16 protein-coding genes are annotated in these 21548 nt (G+C 42.1%); 6 read left to right on the top strand and 10 right to left on the bottom strand.

Annotated features, from left to right (window positions below; translation table 11 throughout):
- Positions 1-234: 234 nt before the first annotated feature.
- The 4 genes from ACDZ28_RS16850 to ACDZ28_RS16835 all read right to left on the bottom strand — a co-directional run bounded on the left by ACDZ28_RS16850 (position 235) and on the right by ACDZ28_RS16835 (position 4096).
- Positions 235-1497 (bottom strand): FAD-dependent oxidoreductase, encoded by a 1263-nt coding sequence (locus ACDZ28_RS16850; RefSeq protein WP_339289851.1) that lies wholly within the window; start codon positions 1495-1497, stop codon positions 235-237.
- 3 nt (positions 1498-1500) lie between these two features.
- Positions 1501-2538 carry a helix-turn-helix domain-containing protein gene (locus ACDZ28_RS16845; RefSeq protein ID WP_339289850.1) on the bottom strand — a complete coding sequence of 346 codons (1038 nt, stop codon included), beginning with the start codon at positions 2536-2538 and terminating at the stop codon, positions 1501-1503.
- A gap of 124 nt (positions 2539-2662) precedes the next feature.
- Entirely contained in the window at positions 2663-3430 is a 768-nt protein-coding gene (locus ACDZ28_RS16840) for a metallophosphoesterase family protein (RefSeq protein WP_375105266.1), read from the bottom strand.
- Positions 3431-3577: 147 nt separating this feature from the next.
- Positions 3578-4096 carry a MarR family winged helix-turn-helix transcriptional regulator gene (locus ACDZ28_RS16835; protein WP_042125459.1) on the bottom strand — a complete coding sequence of 173 codons (519 nt, stop codon included), beginning with the start codon at positions 4094-4096 and terminating at the stop codon, positions 3578-3580.
- 218 nt (positions 4097-4314) lie between these two features.
- Here ACDZ28_RS16835 and ACDZ28_RS16830 point away from each other — a divergent pair, with 218 nt between their 5' ends.
- The gene (locus ACDZ28_RS16830) at positions 4315-5946 is read left to right on the top strand and encodes an MDR family MFS transporter (RefSeq protein WP_339291281.1); all 1632 of its coding nucleotides are present in this window, start codon (positions 4315-4317) and stop codon (positions 5944-5946) included.
- A 73-nt stretch (positions 5947-6019) separates the two neighbouring features.
- On the opposite strand, the gene ACDZ28_RS16825 is transcribed toward ACDZ28_RS16830, so the two are convergent.
- On the bottom strand, positions 6020-6490 hold the full coding sequence (locus ACDZ28_RS16825) for a MarR family winged helix-turn-helix transcriptional regulator (protein ID WP_042125455.1): 471 nt from the start codon (positions 6488-6490) through the stop codon (positions 6020-6022).
- A gap of 159 nt (positions 6491-6649) precedes the next feature.
- Between ACDZ28_RS16825 and ACDZ28_RS16820 the strand changes: the two genes are divergently transcribed.
- Complete coding sequence (locus ACDZ28_RS16820) at positions 6650-8146, top strand: amidase (protein ID WP_375105265.1); 1497 nt, start codon at positions 6650-6652, stop codon at positions 8144-8146.
- 32 nt (positions 8147-8178) lie between these two features.
- On the opposite strand, the gene ACDZ28_RS16815 is transcribed toward ACDZ28_RS16820, so the two are convergent.
- Entirely contained in the window at positions 8179-8778 is a 600-nt protein-coding gene (locus ACDZ28_RS16815; RefSeq protein WP_375105264.1) for a TetR/AcrR family transcriptional regulator, read from the bottom strand.
- Positions 8779-8944: 166 nt separating this feature from the next.
- On the opposite strand from ACDZ28_RS16815, the gene ACDZ28_RS16810 reads away from it, so the two are divergent.
- Both ACDZ28_RS16810 and ACDZ28_RS16805 read left to right on the top strand, forming a co-directional pair.
- Positions 8945-9832 (top strand): ABC transporter ATP-binding protein, encoded by an 888-nt coding sequence (locus ACDZ28_RS16810; RefSeq protein ID WP_375105263.1) that lies wholly within the window; start codon positions 8945-8947, stop codon positions 9830-9832.
- On the top strand, positions 9829-10641 hold the full coding sequence (locus tag ACDZ28_RS16805) for an ABC transporter permease subunit (RefSeq protein WP_076121010.1): 813 nt from the start codon (positions 9829-9831) through the stop codon (positions 10639-10641). Before ACDZ28_RS16810 ends, ACDZ28_RS16805 begins: the two co-directional genes overlap by 4 nt.
- 121 nt (positions 10642-10762) lie before the next feature.
- Here the strand turns inward: ACDZ28_RS16805 and ACDZ28_RS16800 are convergent, their stop codons facing one another.
- The 4 genes from ACDZ28_RS16800 to ACDZ28_RS16785 all read right to left on the bottom strand — a co-directional run bounded on the left by ACDZ28_RS16800 (position 10763) and on the right by ACDZ28_RS16785 (position 15004).
- A complete protein-coding gene (locus tag ACDZ28_RS16800; protein ID WP_375105262.1) occupies positions 10763-11731 on the bottom strand; it encodes a family 43 glycosylhydrolase in 969 nt (322 codons plus the stop codon).
- A 103-nt stretch (positions 11732-11834) separates the two neighbouring features.
- Positions 11835-12746, bottom strand: coding sequence for a carbohydrate ABC transporter permease (locus ACDZ28_RS16795; protein WP_375105261.1), 912 nt, complete (start codon positions 12744-12746; stop codon positions 11835-11837).
- A 54-nt stretch (positions 12747-12800) separates the two neighbouring features.
- Positions 12801-13679 carry a carbohydrate ABC transporter permease gene (locus ACDZ28_RS16790; protein WP_042125440.1) on the bottom strand — a complete coding sequence of 293 codons (879 nt, stop codon included), beginning with the start codon at positions 13677-13679 and terminating at the stop codon, positions 12801-12803.
- A gap of 80 nt (positions 13680-13759) precedes the next feature.
- On the bottom strand, positions 13760-15004 hold the full coding sequence (locus tag ACDZ28_RS16785; protein WP_231574072.1) for an extracellular solute-binding protein: 1245 nt from the start codon (positions 15002-15004) through the stop codon (positions 13760-13762).
- A 276-nt stretch (positions 15005-15280) separates the two neighbouring features.
- Here ACDZ28_RS16785 and ACDZ28_RS16780 point away from each other — a divergent pair, with 276 nt between their 5' ends.
- Together ACDZ28_RS16780 and ACDZ28_RS16775 are read left to right on the top strand one after the other, a co-directional pair.
- Positions 15281-16186, top strand: coding sequence for a transcriptional regulator (locus ACDZ28_RS16780; protein ID WP_042125437.1), 906 nt, complete (start codon positions 15281-15283; stop codon positions 16184-16186).
- A 454-nt stretch (positions 16187-16640) separates the two neighbouring features.
- Positions 16641-21359, top strand: coding sequence for a LamG-like jellyroll fold domain-containing protein (locus ACDZ28_RS16775; protein ID WP_375105260.1), 4719 nt, complete (start codon positions 16641-16643; stop codon positions 21357-21359).
- Positions 21360-21548: the final 189 nt, after the last annotated feature.

The following is a 21548-nucleotide window of genomic DNA, read 5'->3' as shown; positions in this document are numbered from 1 at the left end:
AGTACTGGAATTTATCAGAGGACCTATCCTAAGCAGGGAATTCAATTGGAAACTATGTCTGTAGAACTACACACTGTAAACCTAACTTGAAAGTAAAATATCCCCGCAAAGCGGAGTTTTGCTTTGATGCTTACTCCAGATACTTTGCGTGGTGCCCCAAATTGATTCTTTCTGTAATGTAAAAAAAACCTTGTCGACAAATTTCTTTGTGGACAAGGCTACTGCTAACACAATTCAAAAAAATCGTTCAACCAGGTATTTCGAATATACAATACAGTTCTCCAGTGTAGGAAAGTTCATGATCTCTCCAGCATAATAGATTTCATCTCTTCCCTGCATCTGATCAAGCCGTTCATAAAACCCTTCCCGGATCGCATTAGAATCCACATGGGGGAACTGCTTCCAGCGCTTCATCATATACAGACGGATATTCTCGCCGCCAAGCTCGCGAAGTTTATTTTCTACCTTTTCCCGCATTTCTAGATCTGTCATTTCATCATTCTCCGCTACATAAACCGTAACTAAATCTGTTGTTCCCATATCTGCCCACCTGTAATACCATGCCATCATATGTCCTTTACGTTCAGGGTTCATATTGCGGGGGATATATCCAGATAGCTCCGGTAGCCCCTTCACTCTGTAAGCATATACCCGAAATCGTTCATAGATAATGCGCTCAAATAATACTCTGTCTTCCGAAGATAAGTGAACCCTATCGCTCAGATGCTCTAAGGAAGATGTATAAATCACCTTATCGAAATAAAAGATATCCTGGCTTGTTTCCACCCGAACTTGACCGTTCACCTCTTGCTCCATATGTAGCACTTCACAAGTCAGACGCAGATCTTCTACTTGGTCGGCCATTCTTCTAATGAGTTCTGTGACTCCCTTAGGCCAGGTTATCATGTGAGTGATTTCAATAAAGGATAATAAATTATCATAAGTAAGGAATTTCAACACATAAGCCGCCGGCACATCTTGAATACTTCCAAAACCAAAAGTATTGAAATAATGCATATACACCTGCCCAATAACAGTTAGATCGTTCTCTGCACACCACTCTGAGAATGGCTGGCATAAATCTGAGGGTAAGTTCAGAAAACCAGGTTCTTGCAGTGACTTATAACGCTTCAAAATATCGGGCAACCTTTTGAATTCTTGAGTAAATGCCTGAATTTGGTCCATAGGAATCTGAGAAGTCTTCCGCCCGTTATTATCAAAAAATCCCCGTTCCAATAGCGGCCCTTTATCCATAAGATCAAACTCTTTCATAAGTTCTATCGTATGTTTATAAGTTGGCAAGCCGATTAGCGTCCCCATTTCATAAGTTTTCCCTTTGTATTCAATGGAGTGACATTTTCCGCCTACTCGGTCTGACTTCTCAAGGAGAGTAATATGGGTGTATCCTTTTTTCGCTAATTGGTAAGCAGCAGTAATCCCGGAAATCCCTGCACCGATGATCCCTATCCTGTCTTCATGCTTCATCTTAGTCATCATCCGTTATCTCCTTGTAAATAACCATAATGGCAAGGTCTCACGCTGGCCTGTATACTCAAGTGCGACATCTGATGGTATTTTACCTTGATTAGGTCCGTCTGTGATCACCCTGCTGAAGTTATAGATCCTCAAGTATTCATGTAAGCGCTTTTCTAAAATCTCAAAGGAATCTATCGAAGCATCCAACCAAGCCTGCTGGTAAAATTCTTTCGTTAACACCGCTACGAATTGCTGTAATGGCTGAAATACTTCTGTCTGATCTGCAGTTATGGCTACTTGATTTATGTTGTTCTTATGTAAAAAATCGCTGTATTTATGTTTCCCTCTATCCCAGTTTGTAGTAAATTCACGACTTTTGTTCGTTACCAAATTGTCAATTTGGAATTCTAAGGTCTTCATCAATGGGATGACCTTCAGATCCATAAAATCGATAAAATGAATGGCAGACTTCCTATTATAAAGCTTAACTAAGCCTAATCTGGAATAGGCATCGTAGACCACATATTGATACACCTTTCCTACCCTTGGGAATACGCCCATATAGCTAATACTTTGTTGGCACATATACCCGGGGTGAGCATTTTCAGGATTTTTCATCTTATAGTCGAGAGATTTCGGTTTCTCTTTACACCCTTTGGTGTTAACTGCTTGCGCACCTTCCCTCTTCTTTGCTTTGACTTCTTTGGCATAAGCCTCACGTTCTATCCTCGTACTAAGTCCATTACGACGCAGCACATTGTAAATACCTGACTCCCCTATGTTCACACCCTCATCCTGCAGTTCATAAAAGATTCGCTTGGGTCCATCTTCAGGAAATTTGGCAACGTATTTTAAGATCAGTCTCTCTGTTCGCTTATCCACTTTATTAGGCATTACCGGTTTTCGTTCCTTCTCAGCCAGTCCATCCATGCCCTGTTGTTGGTAAGCTTTACACCACTGATAATAGATCGTCCGAGATATGCCAAACGCCTTACAGGTTTCGCTCACATTGTTGCTGATCGTCCCTTGCATGAGGATATGATATTTGTTGTTTGCATTCACCTATTACACCCCCTACTCTCTTTATTTTATACATAGTTGAGGTTTAATACAGTGCTATTCTATATTTCTTTAAGTTCATTTCATGACTTATGTAAGAAGATCTATATTAAAAAAGAGAGACAGCTCAAGGCTTCTCCCCATTCCGAACAAAATGTGTGATATATTCCCCTCCAGAAATCTCCAAACAGTTCAGACGTTGACCATATGCGCATCCACCGTCCACACCGATCTTATCGCCCTGCGGGCTAAACCAGATTTCTTCCGAATCATGTAGATCCATCGTCGAGGTATGTCCAAAAATAACCGTTTTATTAGTGCTAACTACCGGATTCGTATAAAATGGTTCTCTGATCCAGATAAAATCATACGGCTCTTGCTGCTTCCAATCTTCTATTAAGGGGTTAATGCCTGCATGCACAAAAATATGCTCTTCGGTCTCGTGATATAGCGGCAATGAACTTAGAAAATCTAAATGATGTTTGTATTTCTGTCTAAGTTCTTCTTTCAGCAACATATAATCGTCCCAGCCAAAATCCGCTTTAAAAAAGTTCGAATCTGCCTCACAGTAGCTCATCAATGTATACAAACCGCCGTTGCTAAGCCAATGCGTATCCAGTTTATCATCTTCGCCGGTGAGCGCATCATAGGCCATTTTATCATGATTGCCTTTTAGAACAATAGCGCCACACTCCCGCTTCAGAGCCATGACCTGATCCACAATCCCTTTACTATTGAGACCTCTATCCACATAATCCCCCATCAGGATGAGCTTGTCCTCGGATGGACGATAGTTTACCTTTTTTAACAATGCGTTGAATTCGGAATAGCTTCCGTGAATGTCACTAATCGCTAATATTCTGATTGTAATTCCTCCTTGCTCTGGATGCTGCAAGCTAAAACGCCTTCGGCGTCCTTTAAAGGACGGTGAGCGTTTATGCGAGAATTATAAGGATAAAGTATATCGTGAAACTTATACTTTCTTATAATTAAAAAAAGACGTTCCGGCTAAAGGCTCCGAAATATCTTTTGGTTATGTTCACTATACAGAATCCAAAACGAGCGGATCTTCATCGGATGAATTAAAAAGCTGACGGCTTCTGACTTCATGTACCGCTTCTTGAAAACGATCACACAGAAAAATCAACTGGTCGATCTCTTTCTTGCCTACCTTTTCCATAACTTCGCTTAGAATACCGGAATAAGTAGCCATCTGCGAATCATAAATCTGTTCTCCTTCATTCGTTAGAGCAATATATACAACTCGCCGATCAGTATCGGACGTTGTTCGCACCACGTACCCTTTTTCCTCCAAGCTGTTTACCATTTGCGTCGCAGTAGGTCTGCTGATTTGGAGCAGGTCGCTTAATCTGGAAATCATTACTCCCCGTTGCTCTTCACCGTCTGAAGGTTTCTTTCGTTTCATCAAATTGTTAATGACATACATCATCACAAATTCTCTATACGAAACACTTTCCTTAAAAGAGGGACGAGCGGTCAAACGTTTAATGTTCTCAAAGGCTATGATTAGCTTTTGCTCTTGACTATTTTGAGTATCCATAGGGCACCTCCAATTTAACTCAATCTAATTAGATTACCTACCTATTTCCAAAAAATCAAGTCTAAATCACATTCTCATTAGATTAAAATTAAATAATTAAACAGTTGTGCTAAATGATGAATTTGTGTATTATACATAAATGATAGTTTGGCTACCTAATTATTAAGACATGAATTCCCCAAACTACAATATATAGAAGTTAAAGGAGAGGAACTGCTCTGGAGCACCTTACGCAAAAGAAAAAAGTTACAATTATGATTGCATTAATGGCGGCCATGTTTTTCGCAGCAATCAACCAGACCATTGTGGGTACTGCAATGCCCCGAATTATCGCGATGTTGGGAGGCATTGAACATTATACTTGGGTAATCACCATCTATATGCTCACCTCAACAATCGCCACCGTACTTGTCGGTAAGTTATCCGATATCTATGGAAGAAAGCCATTCCTCTTAGCGGGGATCGTTATATTTATTATAGGCGCTTTCATGTCCGGATTGTCGACAAATATTTTCCAAATGATCACTTATCGCGGGATTCAAGGTCTTGGCGGCGGGATTCTAATGTCGGCTACCGTAACCGCTGTAGGTGATTTGTTCGCTCCTAGAGAGAGAGCCAAGTGGACCGGAATTATGATGGCCATATTTGGATTCTCCAGCGTAATTGGTCCTACCCTTGGCGGCTTCATGGTGGATCACATGGCTTGGAAATGGATCTTCTGGATCTTCCTGCCTTTCGGTATCGTGGCTTTCTTTATGATTTGGAGAATGTTCCCTAAAACTGCACGCTCCACCTCAGAATCCATTGACTACTTAGGCTCTATATTCCTTTCCCTTACCATTGTTGCACTCTTGCTCGGCTTTTCATGGGCGGGGACAAAATATGACTGGGGTTCTCCAGAAATTCTCGGCCTGTTCGGAGCGTCAATTCTGGGAGTTATCATTTTGATTCTGATTGAACGAAAAGCTAAAAGCCCAGTGCTGCCATTATCCTTATTTAAAAACTCCATTGTAACCATCTCTATGATTGTAGGCTTCCTAATGAATGCTGGTATGATGGGCGCAATGATCTATCTACCGTTCTTTGTCCAAGGTGTAGAAGGTGTCTCCCCAACCAACTCCGGATTTATTAATATGCCGATGTCACTTGCAATGATTGTACTTAGTACACTTGTAGGAAGATGGATCTCCAAATCAGGTAAATACAAGCGTTATGCTCTGATGGGAATGCCGTTTATGGTTGCGGCTATGATCATAATGGCCTTCATGAGCAATATCGCTATGGCCGTAGTCAGCATGATTATTTTCGGTATTGGTTTAGGGCTGTCGATGCCTGTGTTTACCTTAACCGTACAAAATGCTGTAGCTCCTTCCATGCTTGGTGTTGCTACTGCTACAAATACTTTATTCCGTAATTTAGGCGGAACCATTGGTATTGCTATCATGGGTACTATTATGAACTCCACATTAACGAAAAAATTAGAGGCAGCAGTGTCCTCTGGCAAGGGTCCGGATTTAACCAAACTTGATCCTGAATCCGCTAAACAGCTATCCGCATTTATGAACCCGCAAATGCTGCTGGATCAACCTAAGCTGAAGGAACTGCACGCAACACTGCCAGAGCAAATCCAGCCGCTCTTTAATCAATTGATTGAGATGCTGCGGAACGCACTAAGTGATTCCCTGACGGTTGTATTCTTAAGCGGCACTGCACTGTTAGTAATTGCAGCACTGCTTGTCCTGTTCCTTAAAGAGATTCCGTTACGAAGTGGCGAGAAAAAAGTTGAGGTAACTGCAGAGGGAAAAAGCGAAAGCAAAAACCTTGAAAAGTCTGTACCTGCTGCACATTAATCACAAATAAATATACATTAGAGATGTCCGTTAACAGCTTAGGCTGCGCGACATCTCTTTTTTATGTGAAGGATTAGGATTCAGTGGGTTGATTATCATTCAATTCTTCAAAATAATCGTAGACCTCGTTTAACAGCCCCATTAACGAATCTGTCTTTTCTTTGCCCATATAATCAATCATACCTTTAAAGGTGTTTCGGGATTTCGTTACGGCCATTTCGGCCAAATGCTCTCCTTTTTCCGTAAGCGTGATCTCACTGATTCGGCGATCCTGTGTATCGGCAGTACGCACTACATATCCTTGTGCAATCAGGCTATTGACCATCTGTGTAACCGTAGGAGAAGTAACCTTTAGAAATTTGCTAATATCCGAAACCGTCTGGCCCCTCTTTCCTTCCCGTTCATTCCCCAGCTTTAAAGAGACCAACATCCGAACTTCACTTGGCTTCAATCCCCAGACCGTAGTTTTACGCCAATTCATCCTGGCAAATTGCTGGAAAGCTTCCATTAGTCCATCAACATTCTGATATTTATCTTCGTTCATCAGTACACCCCATAAGATCCATTTAATATTTAGTATAGCCTAATCGGGTATAAAAAAGAATTGATAGATATCAGGTATCCATTTCCAAATCATTACTAGCGGGATGTATAATACAATAGAGACAGGCTATTTATTCCTATTCGAAAGAAGGTACCTATTATGTCCTTTTCTTATTCTACATATGATGCCCTAGGACTCGCAGCGCTTATCAAAGCACGTGAAGTCTCCCCTAGGGAGCTGGTTGAAGCCGCCTTCGATCGACTCGATGAAGTCAATCCAGTCCTTAATGCAGTCGTACGCACCCGTAGAGAAGCTGCTCTTAAGGAAGCTGACGAAATGCCTGTACACGATGACTCTCGCCCGTTTGCTGGCGTTCCTTTTCTGCTGAAGGACATCTCTCAAGCCATCGCTGGAGAACCTCTTACTTCAGGTGCCTTACTGATGAAAGACAATATTGCTAGACGCGACTCGAACTACGTAGCACGAATCAGAAACGGCGGTTTTATTCCGCTTGGACATACGAATACACCGGAATTCGGCCTCAAAAATATCACCGAGAATGTCCTTCACGGCCCGGCACGTAATCCGTGGAATCTCGAATATTCCCCTGGTGGTTCTAGCGGCGGTGCAGCAGCGGCGGTAGCTTCTGGTATTGTTCCGGTAGCTGGAGCTAGTGATGGCGGCGGCTCGATCCGTATCCCTGCCTCGTTCACCGGCTTGTTCGGGCTGAAGCCAACCCGTGGACGCACTCCAGTAGGACCAGGTGTAGGCCGTCAATGGCAAGGTGCTTCTATCGACTTCGCGTTAACACGGTCCGTACGTGATAGCGCTGCTATGCTGGATCTGCTGCAGGTCGTGCAGCCAGAGGCTGCTTTTCAAACACCACTATATCCGGGCGTCTATCTGGACGATCTTTTCAAACCAACACAGCGAAAACTGCGCATAGCGTTCACAACAGCATCCCCAGTGGGCACTCCTGTAACGAATGAAGCAGTAATTGCCGTGCTCAAGACTGTAAAATGGCTCGAAGCTGAGGGGTATGAAGTTGAAGAAAAGCTGAGTCCGGTAAATGGTGTAAGGCTAATGGAGAATTACTATACGATGAATACTGGGGAAGTGGCAGCGATGTTCGTATCGCTGGAAAAAATGATGGGACGTTCCATTACTTCCAGTGAAGTTGATATCGTTACTTGGGTCCTTGGGGAAGCCGGAAGAAAAGTCTCTGCGGCAGAATTTGTGCATAGTCTGGATGAATGGGATATTGCAGCCGCTCAAATGGCAGGTCTGCTTAACCGCTACGATCTGTATATCACACCAACAAATGCGGATTCAGCTCCTAAGATTGGCGAGTTAACGCATAGCTCTGCTGAAATCGAAAAACTGCTGCATGTACATGAGTTGCCGAAAGAGGAACAAGAGCGAATGATTTACGCTATGTTTAAACCAAGCCTAACCTATACACCGTTCACCCAGCTTGCCAATTTGACGGGCCAACCCGCCATGAGCGTTCCCGTCCATATGTCGCAAGCGGGTCTGCCGATGGGGGTACAGGTAATGGCTGCTAAAGGGCGGGAAGATTTACTGCTTCAGCTTGCAGCCCGTCTTGAACAATCCGAGCTGTGGGTAGGGATGACAGGGAATCCGCTTTTCCCATGATGAATTAGAGTAAACAGGTTGCAAACCTTACGCTACTCCTGCTCCCGCCCGCAAATGCCATAGAAGAAGAGATGGATGGCTTCCTCCAGGAAGCCATCCATCTCTTCTTGTTTGCTGGCTTCATCTAGCATTTCTCCCGAGCTTCGCATATACATTCCTATAAATGAAAGTATCCCTTTGGTGGATACTTTATTTGAAATTTCTCCTCGTGCTTTGCCATCCTCCACCATCTTGACCATCAATGGTAAAACGTCATTCGTGTAACGTTCTTCAATATAATGAAACATTTCCTGGTCCTCAATCATAAGCTCCTTCACAGTCGTAGGAGACAATGAACTGTAGGTTTCTCTCTCCATCGTCATAATGTATTCAATAATCTCTTTTAGAGAATGCTCTCCATGAATGTAATCTTCAAATTCACGAATGGCCTTCTCTATAAAATCTTTAAAGGTCTCACCAAGCAGTGCTTCCTTGCTGCCAAAATAATTATAAATCGTCACCTGTGAGACGCCTGCTTCTTTCGCAATGTCTGCGATCCGGAGACGTTTGGGCTCACAGCTCTTGAGCATCTCCATAGTAGTCTTCATAATTTTGAGTTTTATTTGAGCGGCTCTTTTCTCAAATCCATTCATGCTATCCACCCTTAACTTCATTATATAGTGCGCTTATTTAAATTTAATGAAATATTGATTATCAATTATTTCATAATTCCATTGACTTCACTATTCACTAGGAATAATATAACATATGAAATATCTAATTAATAATAGTTCATTATTTTGCAGTGGAGGTGGTAGCATGCTTGTAGTTGAAGGCTTAACTAAGCGATTTTCGAATGGCAAGGGAATCGAAGATGTTACGTTTACCGTAAATAAAGGCGAGGTCTTTGGGTTTCTGGGGCCAAATGGCGCGGGTAAATCTACAACCATAAGACATATCATGGGATTCATGATGCCTGATCAAGGTTATGCGAGTATTCATGGACTTGATGTATGGAAAGCACAGGGCACGGTCCAGAAGCATATCGGCTATCTACCTGGTGAAATCAACTTTTTTGACGGGATGACGGGTATTTCCTTCCTTAAGTTCATGTCTGGCATGCAAGGGATGAAGAACACTACCAAACGTGACTGCCTGATTGAACGACTGCAATTTGATGCCGCAACTCCGATCCGCAAAATGTCAAAGGGAATGAAGCAAAAAGTCGGTATTGTCGCAGCTTTCATGCACAATCCTGAAGTTATTATTCTGGATGAACCTACCTCGGGACTCGACCCGCTTATGCAAAAGGTATTTATAGATCTCGTATTAGAGGAAAAAGCAGCCGGAACCACCTTTCTAATGTCCTCTCACAGCTTTCAAGAAATTGAGCGTACCTGTGACCGCGCTGCAATCATTAAAGATGGACGTATCATCACTGTGAAAAATATCCATGAACTGCAATCGATGCAGCGGAAGCTGTTTGAGGTTGTGTTCACGAATCGCGAAGATGCAGAACAATTTGCCGCCTCCGGCCTGCAAGTGGAAGCTCGTGAAGGGAACATGGTCCGCATTGCCGTTCAGGGCAATTACGATCGATTCATTCAGGAGACCGGAAAATACAATATCCGCAGTATAGATGTATTTACGCAGAATCTAGAGGACATTTTCATGGACTATTATGACCGTGAGGGGGCCGTGCAATGAATCTTCCGCTCTATAAAGAAATGATGAGAGTGAACCTGAAAGGAATTATGAATTACGCCTTCGGTTCTGCCTTCTATATTCTGTTTATGATCTGGCTATATCCGGGGATCGCCGGAAGCACACAAGCCATTGATGACCTCATAAAAGCTATGCCGGAAGGTGTGGGAAAAGCTTTTGGATTAAACAGCGGATTTACCAGTGCTGAGGCTTTTATCTCTGGAGAATATTACGGACTTATTCTGGTGCTGATTCTATCTATTGTATGTGTACAAATGTCGACGCAGCTCATGGCCCGGCTTGTGGATCGCGGTTCCATGGCTTATCTACTTATAGCCCCAACAACACGGAGAAAAGTAGCAACCACACAGGCGCTTGTACTCACGACAGCTTTGCTCCTGATTATGGGTGTAACCACACTCGCCGGATTATTAGGTAAAGCATGGTTCCTCGGCAGTGAATATGAATTTAACAGCGGCCGATTTGCTCAGCTGAACAGCGTGGCTTTTTTATTATTTTTTGCCGTGGGGGGCCTTGCATTTCTTGTCTCCTCAATATGTAATGATGAGAAAAAAGCACTTGGAATTTCCGGCGCCATCACCTTCGGATTCTTCACTCTAGACTTGCTGGGTAAAATAAGTGATAAGCTGGAAGGGTTACGTTACCTGACCCTATTCTCCTTCTATCAGCCTGGCAAAATCGTTCAAGGCAACGTGGAGGTCATTCAGGTTTCCAGTTGGTTACTGTTGATCGGTGTGCTCGCTTTTGCCTTAGGGATCGAGCTATTCAGACGACGCGATCTTCCATTATAAGAAAAGGGGACGCTCCAATAGCATATTGCTACTGAAGCGTCCCTTTATTAATAGAAGAGTATTATAAGCTCCTCACACTAAAGAAGCATTATGTTAAAATATGCGAATGTATTGGCTTACGCTATAAATTTAACTTCGTATCCGGTCTAGGGACACCAAAATTTGGCGTTCCATCTTCATTCCACTGGATCACTTGCACACGTGCGTGACGATTAGGATCATATAATGGGTCTCCCACAATTTCCTTATAGCTTCTGGCATGGAACACCAGGATATCCTGTGTGCCATCTTCTGAGACTGTAAAGCTATTATGTCCCGGACCATATTGACCATTTTCTTCAGAAGTCGTAAACACAGGTTCTGGTGTTTTGACCCACGATTTCGGATCCATTAAATCACTATTCTCATCAGCAGTTAACAACCCCATACAGTAGTTATGATCTGTTGCACTTGCCGAGAAAGTCATGAAAATACGTCCATTCCGCTTAAGAACTGCCGCACCCTCATTCACCAAAAATCCGATTTTTTCCCATTCGTATTCAGGTGTGGTGATGCACACTTGTTCTCCTTTTAATGTCCAAGGATTCTCCATTTCAGAGATATACATATTAGAATTACCAGGGATATCAGGATCCTTTTGTGCCCAAACGTAATATCTAACGCCTTTGTGCTCAAAAGTGGTTGCATCCAAGGCAAAGGATTCCCATTTCGTTTTTATTTGACCCTTCTCCACCCATTCACCCTCCAAAGGATTTGCGGATGAATTTTCTATGGCAAACATGCGATGATCAAACAAGCCGTCTTTTGTGTCAGACGTATGTGCTGCTGCGTAATACACGTACCACTTTTCATCAATATAATGAATCTCTGGAGCCCAGATATTGGCACTCATTAAACCTGTTTCATGCTTAACCCAAATTGTCTTTCCCTCAGCCTCCGCTAATCCCTGAATGGATTCGGAACGACGAAGCTCGATTCTATCGTACTCTGGAACAGAGGCTATGAAATAGTAATATCCGTCTGTATGTTTACAAATCCAAGGATCTGCTCTTTGCTCAATCAGCGGATTTTTTGCATTAAATTCTCTCATGATGACAACTCCTATATCTCTCTATTTTTTTATTTTACGGGTCACCAAAACACACCCTTCCTCATAAGAAGGCAAGGTGTATTTAAGTTTTTGTTCATTCGATCTACCCTTTAATACCTGAATTCAAATTAATAGATTGAACGAAGTATTTTTGAGCAAATATAAATAGCAGCAAGGTTGGAATAATTGCCAAGATCGCCGAGCCCATTAATTGCCCGATCATACGATAGTTTCCGTAGATATCTTGAAGTAAGAGCAAACCAGCTGTAACCGGCATTTTATCTACATCTGTGTACACGATAACCGGCCAGAGGAAGTCATTCCAAGATCCCGTAAAGGAGAACAAACCGCAAACAATCAGAATCGGCTTAACCAACGGCAATATAATTTGTGCAAAAATTCTAAAATCACTGGCACCATCCACTTTTGCAGACTCATCCAGCTCTTTCGGGATACCGTTCATAAACTGTCTGACCAAGAAGATATTCCCCATACCCGCAAGACCAGGAATGATCATTGCCCAGGAAGTATTCACCCAACCAAAGGAATCGATAATTTTATAAGAAGGAATCAAGTTAACCACACCGGGGAAGAAGGAAATCCCTAGCAAAGTGAAGAACAACGTGTCTCTTCCTTTAAAGTTAATACGGGTATATCCAAAGCCGGTAATCGAGATCACAATAACTACCAGAATGGTGTGCGATGTCGCGATAAACAATGAATTGCCTAACCAACGTAGAATCGGGGCTGTAGAAGTATTATTCAGAATCGTGACATAGTTCTCAAAGACCCATGTTTCAGGAAATAGTCTAAAACCCGAGGAAACCACTTCCGTTTGTGATCTAAATGACGTAGAAATTCCGAAAATTACAGGAATGATCCAAATTACACAGAGAATAATTAAAAATGTGTAGGATACATATTTCGAAATACTGATATTGGAGGACCCTTTTTCTTTTCCTGTTCTATTTATAACTGGATGATTTTCCAGTCCGTTTACCGCCTGATTTGACATATTAGTACACCTACCTTTTCCATTTCCTTGTTAATCAATTAGTCTCAGAGATCCCTAGGTTGCATTTCGGTTCATTACATAATATTGAAGTGCTGAAATGACCAAGATCACTAATCCCAATAACACTGCCATAGCGGATGCCATCCCTGCGATGGATTCACCGTTACCGAAAGCTAATTGACGAATATACATCATGAGTACGTGTGTACTTTGTCGAGGCCCGCCATCGGTCATCATTAACGGTTGGCCGAATACATTAAAGGCTCCGGCGGTTGTCATAACAAAGGTATAGATTAATGGAAAACGAATAGATGGCAAGGTGATACTAGTGAATCTTTTAATTGAACCCGCACCATCGAGCTCGGCTGATTCATATAATTCTTGCGCAACGCCACTTAAGGAAGCACGATAAATAATCATGTTGCCTCCAATACCACCCCATAATGTGATTACAATGATGATAATCCACGCATACGGCTGGTTTGCAGGCCAAGCAACTTGTGATCCGAACAGATTTCCTGTGATCCCCAGTTGTTTATTAAAGATCAAGAGCCAGATCAGTGCTGCCGCAGAAATCGAAATCAAGCCTGGAATATAGAGAATAGATTGAATTAAGCTCTTCATTTTAACTTTTTTATGTTCCAGTGCAACAGCCACCATTAATGGGATCACAATTAATAATGGAACAGAGAGACCCACAAAGATCAACGTATTTTTCAGACCTCTGAAAAATTGCGTATGAAACGTTGATTTGCCATCAAAAAGAATGGCCTTATAGTTATCAAAACCTACCCAAACCGGATCACTCATTAAATTCCACTTTGTAAATGAAGCATAAATCCCATAAATCGTTGGCAATAAAATGAAGACAGCAAACAAAATGACATGCGGACCTACAAAGAAGGCAGGTGCCCAATTTATTTTCTTTTTCATAGGATTTCATTTCTCCTTTTGCACAAAGTAATGCACCAACGATATGGCACATTACTTCGTACAATCTATTCTATTTCACTTTATTTGGCTGCACTGCTGCTTTCTGCGATCTTATCTTCTACAAATTTCTGCATAGTTGCTAGGGTTTCATCAAGATCAACGTTGCCGCGAACAATATCTGCACAATAAGTATCTACTGCTTCCGCAATGTATGGGTAGTATTCATATGTGTAAATGTAAAGGGATTCAATTTCTTTTTCATTAGAAGTAAAGAAAGATTGCATATAATTTTGGTACTCTGGGCTTTGGTTAACTACGTTACTTGCTACGTTTTGTCCAGCTTTTGCCCATTCCATCGAGTTTGTACGAACATATTCCAAGAAGTTAGCAATACCTGCTTCTTTTTCGTCCGTTCTCTTGTCGTTCTTCAGCATAGCGAACAAGTGAGAAGAAGATCTATTCGTGAACTTATCAGGTGTTGGAGAATAAACATTTGTTACACCAAAGTTCAAGCCTTCAACCCCAGCATGTGCTGTAGAGCTCCAAGTTCCGTCTGTAGAGAATAGTACGTTTTGGGATTGGAACATCAAGTAACCGTCTTCACCAAATGGAGTCATCAGACCCGCATCAGCGATTTTCTTAACATTTTCAAAGGCTTGTTTAAATACAGGGGTGTTAACAGCCGGCTTACCATCAACTTGGATGTCTCCGCCCAAATCTTGGATTTGAGCTAAGATAACCCAGCCCAGCAAAGCATCGTTAACTACATAGTCGCCTTCATCCAATTTACCTTGTAAGGAGAGCATCTCATCAATCGTAACAACATTATCATCTAAGAATGACTCCGCATTATATTTCTTGAGCAAATCTTTATTGTAGTACATTACATTACTGTGGATATCAAGAGGTACTGTGTATTGCGTTCCGTCGATGTTACCAGTGTTCCAAGCTTGAGGTAAGTAATTTTCAGCTTTTAGTTCAGGTTGTGCTGGCAATACGGTATCTTGCATGGCTTCTAAGACACCTTGCTTAACAAACCCAGGAACACGGTCAGCGTGGATAATCGCCAAATCAGGAACACCTTTGTTGGAAGCTAAAACAGTAGAAATTTTTGTGTACATATCAGCCGTGATCACGTGTTTTACTTTAATTTCTGGGTTTGTAGCATTGTAGTCTTTAACAATTTGATCCATATAAGCACCATCATCACCAGTCAGCGGTGTCCAGAATGTAATCGTCTTACTATCATCTTTACCACCACATCCTGCCAACACTGTCGTTAACGTTAGAACTGTTGCCAATAATATACCGAATTTCTTTTTCAATACTCTCTCCCCCTGCAGCTGTATTGTTAAGATAATCATTTGCGTTAACTTTCTTTGGAAACGATTAACTTAAGCTTAGTATACATTCGTCTTGAAAGCGTAGTCAATAACTTTTAAATAAACTTAAGAGATTTTTTTTAAACTTAATTAACCTTTTAGTTCATTACTACGAGATGTAAGCGATACTTTATTTACTTCGGTTATCTTTCGTGTTACTTTATATATAGATTAATAAACTTTACAGTATATGAAATAACTTTGAAAGAAGTGGATGAAATGCAATTGGAAATAGACAAGTCCTCTCTCGTTGTTTACGAAGCCTTGGCAAGTGAAGTACGCATAAAAATCATTCAGTTGCTCTCCAAAAATAAGATGAACATCAAAGATTTGGCAGAAGAACTTAAAATAAGCAGTCCTATCGTAACAAAACACATCAAAAAACTAGAAGACGCAGGACTCATAAAAACCGAAAAGGTTCCTGGTAAATCAGGGATGCAAAAAATCTCGATTCTAAGAGTGGATCATATTGAGATTAACTTCCCAAAGAAGATCTTCCACTCCTTTGCCTCCTACGAGACATCCGTGCCGATTGGTCATTATACGGATTATGATCTGAAACCTACATGCGGACTTGCTACAGAAAAAGAGTTTATCGGCAGAGTTGACGAACCTAAGTATTTCATGGATTCCAAAAGAGTTGACGCTGAGATCCTATGGTTTACTCAAGGCTATGTTCAATACAATATTGCCAACTTTCTAAAAAAAGAGGAAACCTTGCAGCAATTTGAAATTAGCTTGGAGCTATCTTCCGAATTTCCGTTTGCTAATGATGTATGGCCTTCAGACATCACCTTTTCCTTGAATGGCTTGGAATTAGGGACTTGGACGAGCCCTGGGGATTTTGCGGATGCTAGAGGAAAATTCACACCAGATTGGTGGCCGCACAATATTAACCAATATGGATTACTAAAAACGATCAGAATTACCAATCACAATGGAACCTACATTGACGGTGACCCATTGTCTTCCGTTTCAATCGAGGATTTAGATACAACTTGTGACCGATGGACCTTCCGGATCGAAGTGAAGGAAGATGCCAAGCATGTCGGAGGCGCAACCATTTTCGGGAAAAAATTCGGAAATCATGATCAAGACATCATGTTCAAATTGTATTATCTTTAAAATCTCCTAGTGCATACACGTAACAAGGTTGGTTCTTTCATGGGGGCGAACAACTAATTTGTATTATTCTTCATTAGCTCCCCCCTACCTACAATGCAATATTCACCAAGCCTATCACCTATCAATTTCTTATTCACCTTCCCCTCTTATTCACAATTTGTAAAACTCCAACGCTCCTCTAAAGTACTACATCTACTCTCTATATTCGACAACCTTTCGTTAATAAAAATATAAAAAGATTTATCTTTACGTAAATTTCTATTTGACTATATGCTAATATCATGCTTAAAATGAGATCAATATGAAACGTTTTCCACACTATGGTTTGTATAAACGTAAAACAAATCCATTTCTATTTGTGAGAAACGTTTTTTTAGTAGTTGTATTGTAAGCGTTTCACATTTTTTTCTGCACCACCGCAATTTCTAATCACTAGAATCGGAGGATCATGAATTTGAGGAAAACAACTCGTAAACTTACCGCTTCACTTCTTGCACTCACTCTGCTAGTACCTGCACCACTTATTTCAGCGGCTTCTGCAAGCGATTCAAAAGCCACCGTACAATCCACGCAACAACAGACTGTCGATTATATGGGTCACTGGGCACAGAAGGATTTTCAATCCTGGGTAGATAAGGGTTTAATTTCAGGCTATGGCAAAGGAATATACAAACCGAACCAGGAGATCACCCGTGCGGAATGGGTCACATTAATTAACCGGGTCTTTAATTTGCAGGAAAAATCCGAAATCAGCTTCACGGATGTGTTGGAAGCGGGCTCACATTACAAGGATATCCAGAAAGCAGTAGCTGCAGGATATGTATCAGGATATGACGACGGTTCCTTCCGACCCCAACAGGTAGTAAGTCGTCAAGAAGCCGCAGTAATGCTGCACAGACTATTCCAGCTTAATGCTTCCGCGAATACCTCTGCTCCGAAAGATATTGAAGATTTACCTTCTTGGAGCCAAGAAGCTGTATTATCTTTATTTGGTGAAGGTTATTTGAATGGTTATAGTGACGGCAGTTTTAAAGGCGCAAAGGCTGTAACAAGAGCAGAAGCTCTTCGTATGATTGAAAAGTTAGCCGGGGAAATCACTTCAAAGAGCGGGAGCTATACAGGGATTACCACTCAGAATATGGTTATCAGTAGCCCGGGTGTTGAATTGAACAACTCCACTATCTCCGGAAACCTGTACCTTACCGAAGGTATTGCAGAAGGCGACATTACGCTGAATAACATCACTGTAAAAGGAAAAGTATACGTGTTCGGCGGCGGAGAGAATAGTATTGTATTCAACAATTCTAATGTTGCCGACATGGTCGTAGATAAGCGTAACGGCAAACTCCGCATCGTTACTAAAGGATCGAGTGTCATACCGAGTGTACGTGTACATTCCGGTGTAACGCTTGAGGAAGATAGTACTTTAACGGGCGCAGGCTTCGGCCGGGTTATTATCGAGAATACGCTCCCGAACGATTCAATCATCACGTTAAGAGGGAACTTTGATTCCGCCGAGGTACAAGCGTTGGGAGTGCCTACATTACATCTAGCTGCAGGCAGTATTGCTGAAGTTACACTGAAGCAATTAGCTAAGCTGCGTGTAGAGGCAAGTACAGAAATCAAGAATCTCATCCTTGGCATAAACGATAGGATTACTATCCAAGGTACCGGGAAAGTTGGCTTTGACAGTAGATTCAGCCACCTAATCAAATTTGAAACGCCTACTCCGACAGCTACGGCAACCATAGGTACAGGTGGATCAGGTTCTGGCGGATCGGACGGCGGCGCAGTTACTACACCATCTCCGACAGCAACACCTACACCGGGAGCTACGGCACCAACACTCACCAATGTTTCAGTACATGATCCCTCCGTAGTCGTAGACAAAGGTACGTATTATGTGTTCGGGTCTCACATCGATGCAGCCAAATCAAACGATTTGATGAACTGGACTCATTTCACAAACGGCTATACAACACCGGGCAACGTACTCTTTGGTGATCTTTCCGCGAATCTGGCAGAATCCTTTAAATGGGCTGGAGAAAACGATTCTGACAGTAAAGACGGGTTCTCCATATGGGCTCCGGACGTTTTCTATAATGAGGATTATAAGAATGCAGACGGAACAACTGGCGCTTATATGATGTATTACAGTGCTTCTTCCACTTACATCCGCTCAGCGATTGGCTTTGCCACTTCGCAAAATATCGAGGGTCCTTACACCTATGGGAATACCGTAATCTATTCCGGTTTCACCAAGGACGAGGATTACGATACTAACAGCAAAATCAATAAAAAATGGACAAACACTAATATTCAGAAGCTTATTGATAACGGAACATTAGAAGGTTTCAACCCCGATTGGTTTGATGCAGGCGGCTCTTATAAGAATAAAACATATACAAACGCGATTGACCCTACCTTGTTCTACGATAAAGATGGCAAGCTATGGATGACTTATGGATCATGGTCAGGCGGCATATTTATTCTGGAAATCGATCCAGCTACCGGCGAGCCTAAATATCCAGGCAAAGATAGCAAAACTGCTGATGGACGTTTAATTGACCGCTATTTCGGAACCCATATTTCCGGCGGGATGACCAAATCAGGTGAAGGACCTTATATCGCTTATGATAAGAATACCGGTTATTACTATTTGTATGTGACTTATGGAGGACTGGCATCCGACGGTGGTTACAACATGCGTCAGTTCCGATCAACGAATCCGGACGGCCCTTATGTGGATGCTGCCGGACAAAGTGCAGTGCTCACAACGAGCAATGACCATTCAGCGGTCGGCAACAAAGTCCTCGGAAACTTCATGTTCACAAATTTGAATAGCGACCCTGACTTCCAAACCTACGGTTATGTAGCATCAGGTCATAATTCAGTGAATTACGACGAAGAGACCGGTAAAATCTTTAACTTCTTCCATACTCGTTTCCCGCAGCGCGGTGAAACACATGAGCTTCGTGTGCATCAAATGTTCACGAATGAAGACGGCTGGCCAGTCACTTCCGCTCACCGTTACACAGGTGAAACTATCACAGCTGTTAAGCAGGAAGATGTTGTTGGAGCCTATCAGTTCGTGAATCACGGGAAAGACACTTCCGCTAAAATCAAATCTACAACAGATATCGAACTGCGCAGTGATGGCACCATTACAGGATCTGTAACAGGTACTTGGGAGCTAAAAGGCGATTATTACGCTGACCTACTGCTCAATGAAACTGAAAACGGAGCTGCCGTACAAAATCTCTACAAAGGTGTATTTGTGAAGCAATGGGATTCCTCCCGCCAAAGCAATGTTATGACTTTCACAGCAATGTCCAACAAGGGCGTTACTGTCTGGGGCAGCCAAATTGAACTGCTCAGCACTGAACAAATTGTATCCAATATTAAAGATAGTTTAAGCTTGGGCAACACAAGTAAAGTATACAAGGATCTTACACTCCCAACTGAGGCCGTAAGAGGAACAGTTATTACATGGTCATCTTCCAATACAGACGTAGTAGAAAACGATGGTTCAGTTACTCGTCCAGAAAAAGGACTCGGAAATGCAACGGTTGAGCTTACTGCTACGATTACACTGGGTGAATCTACTGCAACGAAGACCTTTACTATCGTTGTAATGGAACTGACCGGCAATATGCTGGAAGACGGTTTGGTGGCCGCGTATGATTTTGAAGGAGATCTTTCAGAGAACGGAGATCGTACTGATAAGGGTACAATTACCGGCAATCGGATTAACAATACGGGTGGTAACATCACCTACGATACGGGTGAAGAAGGCCTTGCAGCCAAATTCGACGGTAACTCCGGTGTTCGTCTACCGAACGGTTTGATTAAAGGCAACACCTATACAATAGGCATGTGGCTTAACCCACAAGAATTGACGCAATTCACCACTGCTTTCTTTGGTGCTACAACAGATACCAATTGGATCAGCCTCTTGCCTTATGGAAACGGCGGAGCTACAACTCGGATGTGGTTTGGTAGCCAAACCTTCCATGATGCAGAAGCAGGCATGCAAATTCCAGTTAACCAATGGTCCCACATAGCTTTCACTTACGATGCTGGAGCTGTGAAACTGTATGTTAACGGAGAATTGAAGTCCACAGGAAAAGGATTTACGGATGTTTTTGATAGCGAGGATGCAGTGTTCTCCCTAGGTGTAAACTATTGGGATATCCCATACAAAGGTTTGATCGATAGCCTGCGGATCTACGAAAGTGCACTTTCCGCAGAAGCTGTAGACTTGCTAGTACACGGTCAGCCCGACAGTAATGTTAAAATAAGTACGATAACCATAACGGAGCCTGAAAAAGCACTGGAATTAGGAAATAGCTTTACACCTCAAGTAAAAGTACTGCCTACCCATGCCGGAAATAAGAAACTAACCTGGAGTTCTAGTGACTCCAACGTAGTTTCAGTTGATGCTGTAAGCGGAACGGTAACAGCGCTTACGGTCGGTGGCGAAGCAGTGATTACGGCCACCGCGACTGATGGAAGTGGTGTTACTGCTGATTATAAGGTAAAAGTTACGGATGGTAGAGTAGCCTATTTTGCTTTTGATGGAAACCTTGATGACTCCCTCCAATTGGTTGGTACTGGGCAGGTTACGGGAATTAAAATCGAAGCTCCCACTATAGGTAACATCACTTACGGTAACGGTATCTCTAATCAAGCAGCGCTATTTGACGGTGTTTCGGGTATCCGGTTGCCTGATGGATTAATTGACAGTGATACTTACACAGTATCTATGTGGCTCAACCCTGAGCAGCTCACAAAAGCAACAACAACCTTCTTCGGTGCTGCTTCGATAAATAGCTGGATCAGTTTTGTACCACAGAACAGTGATGGTATAACACTGTTGTGGTCAGGTCAGGCTTGGTACGATGCTCTTACAGGTATGACTATCCCAGAAAAACAATGGACACATGTAGCGTTTACAGTCAAAAACGGTACAGTTAAGGTTTATATCAACGGAGTTGAGAAATTTTCCGGCGAGGATTTTCCTAATGTATTTAGAAATAAGAATGGTGTATTCGCTCTTGGCGTAAACTATTGGGATGTACCCTATAAGGGAATGATTGATGAACTGAAGATTTACAGCAGAGCACTCAAATCAGACGAAATACTGACAGAGTATAACTCGAATGTAAATTAAGAGAATCATCATCTGAAAAGAGAGCGGAGCCTCAGGCTCCGTTCTTTTTTTCTCGAATCACGCTATCAATTATGAAAGAGCCTTCAGAAATTTTCTCCCTTTCGTATTGTAAAACAAGTATTTAAATAATATAATCATTAACTATACGTCTTGAAAAAAACGATAATTTGACCTTTGTTATTAATAAAC

It is taken from the genome of Paenibacillus sp. RS8 (genome assembly GCF_041956825.1).
GTDB lineage: Bacteria > Bacillota > Bacilli > Paenibacillales > Paenibacillaceae > Paenibacillus_AQ.
Note: the sequence above shows the minus strand (reverse complement) of the source record. Positions and strands in the feature narration are given on the sequence as shown.

Bases quoted from the DNA above. Each gene is read 5' to 3' on its own strand.
- ACDZ28_RS16800 (WP_375105262.1), bottom strand. From the start codon at position 11,731: ATGAGAGAATTTAATGCAAAAAATCCGCTGATTGAGCAAAGAGCAGAT.
- ACDZ28_RS16820 (WP_375105265.1), top strand. From the start codon at position 6,650: ATGTCCTTTTCTTATTCTACATATGATGCCCTAGGACTCGCAGCGCTT.
- ACDZ28_RS16790 (WP_042125440.1), bottom strand. From the start codon at position 13,679: ATGAAAAAGAAAATAAATTGGGCACCTGCCTTCTTTGTAGGTCCGCAT.
- ACDZ28_RS16825 (WP_042125455.1), bottom strand. From the start codon at position 6,490: ATGAACGAAGATAAATATCAGAATGTTGATGGACTAATGGAAGCTTTC.
- ACDZ28_RS16815 (WP_375105264.1), bottom strand. From the start codon at position 8,778: ATGAATGGATTTGAGAAAAGAGCCGCTCAAATAAAACTCAAAATTATG.
- ACDZ28_RS16805 (WP_076121010.1), top strand. From the start codon at position 9,829: ATGAATCTTCCGCTCTATAAAGAAATGATGAGAGTGAACCTGAAAGGA.
- ACDZ28_RS16810 (WP_375105263.1), top strand. From the start codon at position 8,945: ATGCTTGTAGTTGAAGGCTTAACTAAGCGATTTTCGAATGGCAAGGGA.
- ACDZ28_RS16795 (WP_375105261.1), bottom strand. From the start codon at position 12,746: ATGTCAAATCAGGCGGTAAACGGACTGGAAAATCATCCAGTTATAAAT.
- ACDZ28_RS16850 (WP_339289851.1), bottom strand. From the start codon at position 1,497: ATGATGACTAAGATGAAGCATGAAGACAGGATAGGGATCATCGGTGCA.
- ACDZ28_RS16835 (WP_042125459.1), bottom strand. From the start codon at position 4,096: ATGGATACTCAAAATAGTCAAGAGCAAAAGCTAATCATAGCCTTTGAG.
- ACDZ28_RS16780 (WP_042125437.1), top strand. From the start codon at position 15,281: ATGCAATTGGAAATAGACAAGTCCTCTCTCGTTGTTTACGAAGCCTTG.